Raw genomic sequence first — 10,143 nt, forward strand, 5'->3', positions numbered from 1 at the left:
ATCTGTTTGTTCTTCTAACTTTACAAACATGTCAATAATCAAACAATCGGCCAGCCTATACACTATGTGAATAAGTTGTAAATTTAATAGGTTTGGGCGATGCCAACAAATACTCGAATTCTCGTGGTGGATGATGATCAAGAAATCCGCGAGCTGCTGGAAGAGTACCTCACAAAATCTGGTTTCGATGTTTCTTCTGTGGGAGATGGTGTTGAACTAGAAACTCATCTGCAAAGCCAAGGTTATCCTGACCTGATACTTCTAGACGTGATGCTTCCTGGTGACGATGGTTTTACCTTGTGTCAGCGCGTTCGTAAAAATTCTAATGTGCCTATCATTATGCTGACTGCGGTATCGGATGAAACCGACCAGATCATTGGTTTGGAAATTGGTGCAGATGATTACATTGCCAAACCGTTCAGTCCGCGCCAATTAATGGCTCGCATTAAAGCTCTGTTACGCCGTGTTCAAGTGGTTGACGACAAGCCAAGTGATGCATTGCCTAAACAGATCATCTTTGGTGATTGGACTCTCGATACACTTGCGCACCGAATCTCACACAATGAAAGCGCCGAAGAGATGGATTTGTCGGGCAGTGATTTCTCACTGTTAATGCTGTTCCTTACTCGCCCCAATGAGGTGTTAGACCGAGACACCATCTCTTTTGCGACCAGAGGACGTGAAGCACTGCCTTTTGAGCGTGGCATTGATGTTCAATTAAGTCGTTTGCGAAGCCGACTGGGTGATAGCGCTAAATATCCGCACTACATCAAAACCATGCGTGGCAACGGCTATATATTGGCTGTACCTGTGCATTATGAGCACTGAGTAAGAAGTCCGTATGAAGTGGTTGAGAAGTTTAAAGCCAAATTCCTTGGTTGCTCGAACCTTGCTTTTGACCTTGCTAGCCGTCGTCATCGCACAAGGCATTGCAACGTCGATTTGGTATAGCGAATCCAAACAAAAAGAACTAGAAGGTATTCGTTCTGCTTCTTCGAGCATGGCGAACATGTTTGCCTCAACAGTGACTTTCTTCCAGTCTCTGCCCGTCAAATATCGCCATATCGTGTTAGACCAAATTCGTAACATGGGCGGGACGCGCTTCTTCGTTTCTTTCAATAAAGAGGCGTTGATTGTCGAACCGATCCCTGATACCCGTTTAAAAACCGCCTCGATTGAAGCGATAGAAAGTGTTTTGAGTAGCAAGCTCAATAAAGTCGAATCAGTGCGGGTTGATTTCTCTCGCCCTGAACATCTTCGTTTGCTTAAAAATGACATCTACTTGAGCGATCTCCCACGATCGTGGGCACATCATACTTTAACCTTAGAACCTCTTAACCCTCCTATTCTGGTTGTTCAGATAGAATTAGCCAGTCATGAATGGGTGTATATCGCCGCGTTGTTGCCTGCGCCTTACGTCAAACTCGACGATACGATTCTCGGCAGAGAACAGGTGATCTTCTTAGTTTCCTCGACCCTCATTCTTTTGGTTTTGACTTACTTGATGATTCGTCGGCAAGTACGCCCTCTTAAAAAATTAGCAAGAGCGGCCAATGAGATGAGTATGGATATTCAGCAGCCACCACTTAATGAAGAAGGAGCAACGGAGCTGGTGACGGCGACCCGAGCCTTCAATCGCATGCAGCAACGAATTCGTCGCTATGTTGCCGACCGTGAGCACCTTTTCTCGGCAATCTCCCATGACTTAAAGACACCAATAACACGACTTAGATTGCGTGCAGAGTTGTTGGAGAGTGAAGTAAAGAAAGACAAATTCAACAAAGATCTCGATGAGCTTGAGATGATGGTTAAGGGCGCTTTACAAGCGGTAAGAGATACCGACCTTCACGAAAACAACGCCATTATCGACCTCAATGAGATGATGCTCTCCGTGATTGAACTGCACAACCAACATCAAACCTTGGTTGAGTTTGAGCCCATTGTGGTTGACCCGTTAGTCGCCAAACCATTAGCCATTAAACGTGTGCTGACCAATCTTATCGACAACGCTGTGAAATATGGGACATCAGCTGAAGTCGATATTAACAGTGATTCGGTGTGGGTTATCGTGACTATTCAAGATCACGGAAAAGGTATTCCTGAAGACAAGTTAGAGTTGGTGTTTGAACCTTACTTCAGGCTCGCCACTGACGACCAAGGACACGGTTTAGGGCTTGGAATCTGTCGAAACATCCTACACGGACACGGCGGAGATCTCATTATTCGTAACTCCCCTCAAGGCGGCTTAGAAGCTAAAGTCTATATTCCACGCGGCCTAGAAGTTTAATGTAACAATTGTGTTACATTGAGCTTACCTTTTGTTTCAATCTTACAAATCAGAATAAGTAGACTCTGTATTGAACCGGACGTCGAGTCCGCTAAAACATGGAAGATAATAATGAAAATCAATAAAACCCTACTTACTCTATCTCTTCTTGCTGCCTCAACATTTTCTCAAGCTGGTGAAGTGGAAGTGCTTCACTGGTGGACTGCCGGTGGCGAAGCGAAATCCGCAGCTGTACTGAAAGAGATGATTGAAGAACAAGGCCATACTTGGAAAGATTTCGCTGTTGCTGGTGGCGGCGGTGAAAGTGCGATGACTGTTTTGAAAACTCGAGCAGTGTCGGGCAATCCTCCATCTGCGGCGCAGATTAAAGGTCATGATATTCAAGAGTGGGGTGGTTTAGGTTTTCTAACGTCTCTCGATGCAACTGCGAAACAAGAAAAATGGGATGAGCTACTGCCAGAAGTGGTCACTAAAGTGATGAAGTGGGATGGCGAATATGTCGCAGTTCCTGTCAACGTTCACCGTGTTAACTGGCTTTGGGCGAACCCTGTTGTTTTAGAAAAATCAGGCGTGACGGTTCCAACTACGTTAGATGAGTTCTTTGTTGCCGCAGACAAGATTAAAGCGGCTGGCTTCATTCCACTGGCTCACGGTGGTCAACCTTGGCAAGACGCGACGGTATTCGAAGCGGTGGCACTTGATGTGCTAGGCAGTGAAGACTACAACAAAGCGTTCGTTGACCTGGATATGGACGTGTTGTCTGGTGACAAAATGGTGGAAGTATTCACCAAGTTCAAAAAGATGCGTGATTACATCGACAGCAACTCTCCGGGTCGTGATTGGAACGTAGCAACTTCGATGGTTATCAATGGCGAAGCGGCAATGCAGATCATGGGTGACTGGGCGAAAGGTGAATTTACTGCGGCAGGCAAAGTACCGGGTAAAGATTACATCTGTGCACCAGCACCGGGCACTGATGGCCAATTCACTTTCAACATCGATAGCTTTGCGTTCTTTGAGCTGAGTGACAAAGAGAACCAAAAAGCGCAGCAAGACCTAGCGAAAACCATTCTTACCAAAGATTTCCAAGAAGTCTTCAACCTTAACAAGGGTTCTATCCCTGTACGTCTAGATATGGACATGTCTAAGTTCGACCAATGTGCGTTGGATTCAATGGCAACCTTCAAAGCGAGTGCGAAATCTGGCGATCTTGTTCCGAGTATGGCTCACGGCCTAGCGACAACAAGCTACGCTCAAGGCGCGATTTACGACGTGGTAACCAACTTCTTCAACGAAAAAGATGCCGATCCAAAACAAGCGGCGGCTAAGTTAGCGAAAGCTGTGAAAGCGGCTATCTAATATAACTTGATAAGCGACACACAACGCACGTGAGTGACGGGTTGTGTTGCTTTACCAAACCCCCAGGGTGGGTAGGCTCGTAGGGAGCCTATCTACTCTTCACTCCCAATTCTGATATGCGTGATGCTGATGTGGTGCCGAAAGGTAAGCCATTGGCTCGATTGTGCAACAAGGATAAGTTATGGAGCATGTTTTGACTGAGTCGACTCCAAAACCCACAAGGAGCCAGCCTGCGCCCAAGCCTAGCTTTGCTGACAGGTTGCAACATTGGTTACCCAAGATTGTACTGGCGCCGACCGCGTTAGTGACCGTGGTGTGTATCTACGGCTATATATTCTGGACGGCGGCGCTGTCGTTTACGAATTCTCGATTTTTACCGAGCTTCAACTTTGTTGGTTTAGCTCAATATGAAAAGCTGATGGACAACGATCGCTGGATCACCTCAATCACCAACCTCGGTGTGTTTGGTTTTCTGTTCATGGCGATTGCTATCTTGTTGGGTGTGGGTTTGGCGGTATTGCTTGACCAGAACATCCGTCAAGAAGGCGCGATTCGTACCATTTATTTATACCCAATGGCCTTGTCATTCATCGTGACGGGTACCGCTTGGAAATGGATTCTCAATCCGGGTCTTGGCATTGAAAAACTGATGCAAGATTGGGGCTTTACCGACTTCAAATTCGATTGGTTAGTCGACTCTGAAATGTCGGTCTATACCTTGGTTATCGCAGCACTTTGGCAGTCGTCAGGCTTCGTGATGGCGATGTTCTTAGCCGGCCTTCGTGGCATTGATTCTTCAATCATCAAAGCCGCTCAAATTGATGGGGCAAGCTTACCCACTATTTATCTGAAAATCATTCTACCTTGCTTGCGCCCTGTGGTTTTCAGCGCGGTGATCATCACCTCACACATTGCGATTAAGAGTTTCGACCTTGTGACCGCGATGACAGCGGGTGGCCCAGGTTATTCATCGGATCTTCCTGCGCTATTCATGTACGCACACTCATTTACGCGTGGACAAATCGGCCTTGGTGCTGCCAGTGCCATGATGATGCTTGCTGGTATCTTAGCGATTCTCGTGCCTTATCTTTACTCTGAACTTAGGGAGAAAAAGTCATGATGAATAACATCAATTTTGCTCGAATCTTTATTTATTCAGCACTGCTTTTCTTCTGCTTGGTGTATCTAATGCCATTGTTTGTCATGGCGCTGACCTCATTCAAAACTCTGCCAGACATCAAGGCAGGTAACTTGATGAGCTTACCGAAAGAGTGGGTGTTTGATGCTTGGTATAAAGCGTGGGACACCGCCTGTACGGGCGTGAAATGTGAAGGCATCAAAGGCTACTTCTGGAACTCGTTCCAAATGGTGATTCCTGCGGTTGCGATTTCAACATTGCTCGGTGCATTCAATGGTTATGTAGTGACGAAATGGCAATTCCGAGGCTCGAATCTGTTCTTCAGCTTACTGTTGTTTGGTTGCTTCATTCCGTTCCAAGTGGTGCTACTACCAATGGCAACCATGCTCGGCAAGATGGGGCTAGCGAACACAACCATCGGCTTGGTGATTGTGCACGTTATCTACGGCATGGCGTTTACAACTCTGTTTTTCCGTAACTTCTACATCTCGATTCCGGATGAATTGATCAAAGCAGCAAAACTGGATGGTGCAGGCTTCTTTACCATTTTCTTCAAGATCTTATTACCGATCTCTACGCCTATCATCATGGTGACGGTGATCTGGCAGTTCACCGCAATCTGGAACGATTTCTTGTTCGGGGTGGTGTATTCCGGCTCAGAGACTCAGCCAATCACCGTAGCATTAAATAACTTAGTCAACACCAGCACGGGCGTTAAAGAATACAACGTTGATATGGCTGCCGCGATCATCGCCGCGCTGCCAACGCTGTTGGTGTATGTCTTCGCAGGAAAATATTTTGTTCGTGGCCTAACGGCAGGATCAGTAAAAGGATAATTACCCATGGCAACATTAGATTTAAAACAGATCCGTAAAACCTATCGCAACGCGGACAACGAAACGTTAAAGGGCATCGACATCAGTATCGATTCGGGGGAGTTCTTGATACTTGTCGGCCCTTCGGGGTGTGGGAAATCCACCTTGATGAACACCATCGCTGGGCTAGAGAGTATTAGCTCGGGTGAAATCGTGATTGATGGTGTTGACGTGGCCCAGGTTGAACCTAAAGACCGCGACATCGCGATGGTATTCCAGTCGTACGCGCTTTATCCAAACATGACGGTACGCGGCAATATCGCTTTTGGTTTGAAGATTCGCAAGATGCCGCAGCAAGAGATCGATGCAGAAGTAAACCGAGTGGCTGAAATGCTGCAAATTGAGCAACTGCTTGATCGTAAACCATCACAGCTATCTGGTGGTCAGCGCCAGCGTGTCGCGATGGGACGTGCACTAGCGCGTCGTCCTAAGTTGTACCTGTTCGATGAACCGCTTTCTAACTTGGATGCCAAGCTGCGTGTTGAAATGCGTCATCAGATTAAACGCCTTCACCAAAAGCTTAACACCACCATTGTTTACGTCACCCATGACCAAATAGAGGCGATGACCTTGGCGGATCGTATTGCGGTGATGAAAGATGGTGAACTGCAGCAACTCGGTACGCCGCAAGAGATCTACACCAAGCCAAATAACATGTTCGTGGCGGGCTTTATGGGTTCACCATCTATGAACTTCATTAAGACCATGGTGGATTTGGATGATGAGCAGAATCCGATCATCAAAGTAACGGGTACAGCTGAGCAAGAGCACCACATTCGATTACCACAAAGCATGCGTGAGCAAGATGGCAAAGAAGTGGTGATTGGCCTGCGCCCTGAACATATTACCGAGCAGGAAAGTGAAGATGTGTCGGCAACGACCAAGCTAGACTTGCAGTTAGAAGTGCTAGAACCAACAGGGCCAGATACGATTGCGATGGTGAAAGTGAACGACCAAGAAGTGGCATGTCGCTTGTCGCCAGAATTTGAAGTGTCAGTTGGGCAAATGGCGCCGCTGCATTTTGACTTATCAAAGGCGGTATTCTTTGATGCTCAGACTGAAGCGAGAATTGATTTTTAGTTTTTGAGACAGTAGCTCAATGAGAGTCTAAGCTTAAGCAAAGGCAGTATCACTAATTACTAATAAGTAACGTGATGCTGTCTTTTTTGTTGTTTTAGCCTGTTTTATTTCCTCACGAAAACAGAGGGATAAACGAGATAAATGGATTAACTGCAATAATATCGCCAAATAGCCTCCGTTAGCTCTATAAAGCTGACCGAGAACAGCGTAGGATCGCGCTACTTTAGACCAAATACTAGGTTGCACATTAGTGCATAAACAGAAGAATACATGAAACTAACAGCAAAACCCTCAGCTAGTAACGCTTTACTTATTTCTATTACGACACCGGACTTCAAAGGTGACGAAGCAAAAGAGTCTCTTGCCGAACTTGCTCGCTTAGTAACAACCCTAGGGTTTAAAGTGGTCGGTACACAATCACAGCACCACAGTTCAACACAACGACAAAACGTGTTGGGTGCAGGTAAGCTTGCAGAAATTGCACACTTAACCGGTTACCAAGGTTCGATTGAAGAAGCCGAAGATGAAGATTTTATCGATGAGTCTTTTGATTTTCGTGCTGGTATCGATGAGTTAGATTTTGATGATCTTCCATCTGAAGACGTGGAGTTTGGTACTGCTGACGTAGTGGTATTCGACTGTGATTTGAGCCCATCTCAACTGCGTAATGTAGAAGCTCACTTGGGTGTCGAGGTGTTTGACCGTACTGGTATCATCATTGAGATCTTCAGCCGTCATGCTCGTACTCGTACCGCACGTCTGCAAGTTGAAATCGCTCGACTAAACTACCTAGTGCCTCGACTGCGTGAGACGGCCGACGGTGATAAAGAGCGTCAAATGGGTCAGGGTGCAGGTGAAACTTCACTAGAGCTAGACCGCCGTAAAGTACGTGACCAAATTGCTGCACTTAAGCGTGAGCTGGTTAGCGTACAAGACGAAATGAAGAACCGACGCACTCAGCGTTCGGAGCTTTTCACTGTTGCTCTGGTTGGCTACACCAACGCGGGTAAATCTTCGATGATGCGCGCTATGACCGCAACCGAAGTGAGCGGTGAAGATAAGCTATTCGCGACCTTAGATACCACGGTTCGTGCACTTCAGCCGATCACTCAGCCGCGTATCTTAGTGTCAGATACGGTGGGTTTCATCAAGAAACTGCCACACGATCTGGTTGCTTCATTCCACTCAACACTAGCAGAAGCGCATGATGCTTCATTACTGCTTTATGTGGTTGATGCTTCTGATGTTTCATTCCGCGCACAGCTTGATGTGGTACACGAAGTATTAGCGCAAGTGGGCGTTGAAGGCAGCGAAAAACTATTGGTACTGAACAAGTGCGATAGATTGAGCGAAGAAGAACAGTTAGAGCTGATTGAAGAATTCCCAGATGCAATGCTGACCTCGACTCGTGACCCGCTCGATATCACCAAACTACACAAGTACATTGTGGGTGTGGCTGAACAAGGCATGATCGAAGAAGAGATCACGATTCCTTATTCTGGACAAGGCATTATCGGTGAGATTCGCTCAAACATGAGTGTGGTGAAGGAAGAATACGACTACGAATGCATCAAGCTTACTGTACGCTCAAGTGCAATTGATTTAGCGCGCTTGAAAAAGCGTATGCAGAAGTCTTAATTTTGTAGCGAGCCTGGCAAGAACAACCAAAAGAAAAGCGACCCGATAAGGTCGCTTTTTTGTTTCCTGTCGCTGAGTAATTAGTTACTCGTCAACCAGTCCATTTAGGTCATTTACGCCATTCTTTGAGTTGGCTTCCATCGTGCTAGTTCTGGATCAAGCTTGATGCCTTGCGAAGTCAGCAGGTTAACACGTGCTAAGTAAGCCGCACCGTGCATCAGGTGCTTAGCAAGGTCGACCGCATTACGCTGCTGGTAATCATCTAGGTAGCTGTCTTTTGCCCACGCGTTGAATGCGCCAAGTGCAGGGCCAGCCCATACTTGATAATCCATTTCACGACCTTGTTCGCCCGTGTTTGACCAGCGGCTAGAAAGCCCCAAGTACCAGCGGAAAATCAACGCCATTTTACGCTTCGGGTTGCCTTCAGCGCGTTCGATCTGTTTAGGGTCGCGCTCGTTAAAGTGAGCAACAGTACCTGCCCAGATGTCATCCAATGTTGAACGGAATACCTGCTTCTCTAGCTTTTGACGTTCTTCAACTGGAATCGCTTCAATGGAGTCGTAACGTGTGTAGATCTCGTAAAGCTTGTTTGCACGCATTGGGAACAAGGTACCGCGCTTAACCACTTGCAGCTTCACGCCCATTTCGAACATGTCTGCTGCCGGAGCCATAGTCACGTCAGCCATTTCAGTTGTCGAAAGCAGCTTACGTGTGTGTTCGCTCGCGCCAGCTTCAACACAGGCTTGGTTAATAGAACCAGTAACAATGTATGCCGCGCCCATGTTAAACGTTGCTAGAGCTGCGTCAGGCGTGCCGACGCCACCACCACAACCAACACGCAGCGGTGTTTTGAATTGGTACTGAGCTTGGACCTGTTCTTTCAACGCAAGAATCGTTGGTAACAGGGTAACTAGAGGGCGGTTATCGGTGTGACCACCAGAATCCGCTTCTGCAGTAATGTCATCCGCCATTGGAACCAACTGTGCTAGCTCCATCTGTTCTGCTGTGATTCGACCTTCATCAACCAAAGCTTGCAGCATTTTCACAGGAGCAGGCTGCATGAACTTGCTTGCGACTTCAGTACGGCTCACTTTTGCGATGACTTTGTTGCCAATCTGGATTTCGCCTTTTGCATCACGGCTTAGACCAGCAGCGCGATAGTGAACAATTTGCGGTGTTAAACCTAAGAAGGCTGAAGCCTCAACCGTTTTCACTTTGTGCTTCAAAAACAGCTCTACACTGCCGCGCTCTAGTGCAGGTTCACTTGGGCTGTGAATCAGGTTAAACGCGTAAGGGCCGTTTGGTAGCGCTGCTTGAATACGGTTGATCGCTTGCTCAACGCGAGACGGGATTAAGCCTGCCGCGCCAAATGAACAAAGAATGCCTGCCTGACCAAGCGCAATTACAAGCTCTTCAGATGAGATGCCGTTGGCCATTGCGCCTGCGTAGTACGCGTATTTTACGCCATGACAGCGACGAAACTCTTCGTCGCCCAAGCTTTGTGTACCGAGTGCAGGAGCAAATGCGCTAACAGGTTGGCTGTTCGCTGCACTTGCTGAATCACCCGATGTAATTTCAGCTTGTTGGCTGACGCCTAAGCCTTTTTCTGGGTGGCTCACTACGTAACAAGCAAGGCTTAAGTCTTTTAAGATGGTCGACATTGCCGCGCTATCAAAATGAGTTGTGTTCTCTTCAATCTGCCAAGGCCACGGAGATAGCTTTTCATTATTAATTGTAGTTTGAGTTGTCATACTAAATTCTTTCCT

8 protein-coding genes are annotated in these 10,143 nt (G+C 47.0%); 7 read left to right on the forward strand and 1 reads right to left on the reverse strand.

Going from position 1 to position 10,143, the window contains the following annotated elements; genetic code table 11:
- The first annotated feature begins 99 nt into the window (after positions 1-99).
- The 7 genes from AB4133_RS10170 to hflX all read left to right on the forward strand — a co-directional run bounded on the left by AB4133_RS10170 (position 100) and on the right by hflX (position 8,377).
- A complete protein-coding gene (locus tag AB4133_RS10170) occupies positions 100-828 on the forward strand; it encodes a response regulator (protein WP_372224348.1) in 729 nt (242 codons plus the stop codon).
- A 13-nt stretch (positions 829-841) separates the two neighbouring features.
- Positions 842-2,287, forward strand: coding sequence for an ATP-binding protein (locus tag AB4133_RS10175; protein ID WP_372224349.1), 1,446 nt, complete (start codon positions 842-844; stop codon positions 2,285-2,287).
- 111 nt (positions 2,288-2,398) lie between these two features.
- Complete coding sequence (locus AB4133_RS10180; RefSeq protein ID WP_017066147.1) at positions 2,399-3,646, forward strand: ABC transporter substrate-binding protein; 1,248 nt, start codon at positions 2,399-2,401, stop codon at positions 3,644-3,646.
- Positions 3,647-3,827: 181 nt separating this feature from the next.
- On the forward strand, positions 3,828-4,766 hold the full coding sequence (locus AB4133_RS10185) for a carbohydrate ABC transporter permease (RefSeq protein WP_017060634.1): 939 nt from the start codon (positions 3,828-3,830) through the stop codon (positions 4,764-4,766).
- Positions 4,763-5,620 carry a carbohydrate ABC transporter permease gene (locus AB4133_RS10190; RefSeq protein ID WP_009848502.1) on the forward strand — a complete coding sequence of 286 codons (858 nt, stop codon included), beginning with the start codon at positions 4,763-4,765 and terminating at the stop codon, positions 5,618-5,620. The genes AB4133_RS10185 and AB4133_RS10190 overlap by 4 nt, the downstream gene beginning before the upstream one ends.
- A 6-nt stretch (positions 5,621-5,626) precedes the next feature.
- Positions 5,627-6,739, forward strand: a complete 1,113-nt coding sequence (locus tag AB4133_RS10195; RefSeq protein ID WP_372224352.1) for an ABC transporter ATP-binding protein — start codon at positions 5,627-5,629, stop codon at positions 6,737-6,739.
- A 270-nt stretch (positions 6,740-7,009) separates the two neighbouring features.
- Positions 7,010-8,377: a GTPase HflX gene (gene hflX / locus AB4133_RS10200; RefSeq protein WP_017071725.1), complete on the forward strand. Its 1,368-nt coding sequence runs from the start codon at positions 7,010-7,012 to the stop codon at positions 8,375-8,377.
- Between the two features lie 113 nt (positions 8,378-8,490).
- On the opposite strand, the gene pfaD is transcribed toward hflX, so the two are convergent.
- Positions 8,491-10,128: an eicosapentaenoate synthase subunit PfaD gene (gene pfaD, locus AB4133_RS10205; protein WP_372224354.1), complete on the reverse strand. Its 1,638-nt coding sequence runs from the start codon at positions 10,126-10,128 to the stop codon at positions 8,491-8,493.
- Positions 10,129-10,143 lie beyond the last annotated feature (15 nt).

The sequence above is a fragment of the Vibrio sp. 10N.286.52.F8 genome (assembly GCF_041468745.1).
GTDB classification, from domain to species: Bacteria; Pseudomonadota; Gammaproteobacteria; order Enterobacterales; family Vibrionaceae; genus Vibrio; species Vibrio crassostreae_C.

Excerpts from the sequence above, each read along its gene's own strand:
- AB4133_RS10190 (WP_009848502.1), top strand. The coding sequence starts at position 4,763 with ATGATGAATAACATCAATTTTGCTCGAATCTTTATTTATTCAGCACTG.
- hflX (WP_017071725.1), top strand. The coding sequence starts at position 7,010 with ATGAAACTAACAGCAAAACCCTCAGCTAGTAACGCTTTACTTATTTCT.
- AB4133_RS10195 (WP_372224352.1), top strand. The coding sequence starts at position 5,627 with ATGGCAACATTAGATTTAAAACAGATCCGTAAAACCTATCGCAACGCG.
- AB4133_RS10175 (WP_372224349.1), top strand. The coding sequence starts at position 842 with ATGAAGTGGTTGAGAAGTTTAAAGCCAAATTCCTTGGTTGCTCGAACC.
- pfaD (WP_372224354.1), bottom strand. The coding sequence starts at position 10,128 with ATGACAACTCAAACTACAATTAATAATGAAAAGCTATCTCCGTGGCCT.
- AB4133_RS10170 (WP_372224348.1), top strand. The coding sequence starts at position 100 with ATGCCAACAAATACTCGAATTCTCGTGGTGGATGATGATCAAGAAATC.
- AB4133_RS10180 (WP_017066147.1), top strand. The coding sequence starts at position 2,399 with ATGAAAATCAATAAAACCCTACTTACTCTATCTCTTCTTGCTGCCTCA.
- AB4133_RS10185 (WP_017060634.1), top strand. The coding sequence starts at position 3,828 with ATGGAGCATGTTTTGACTGAGTCGACTCCAAAACCCACAAGGAGCCAG.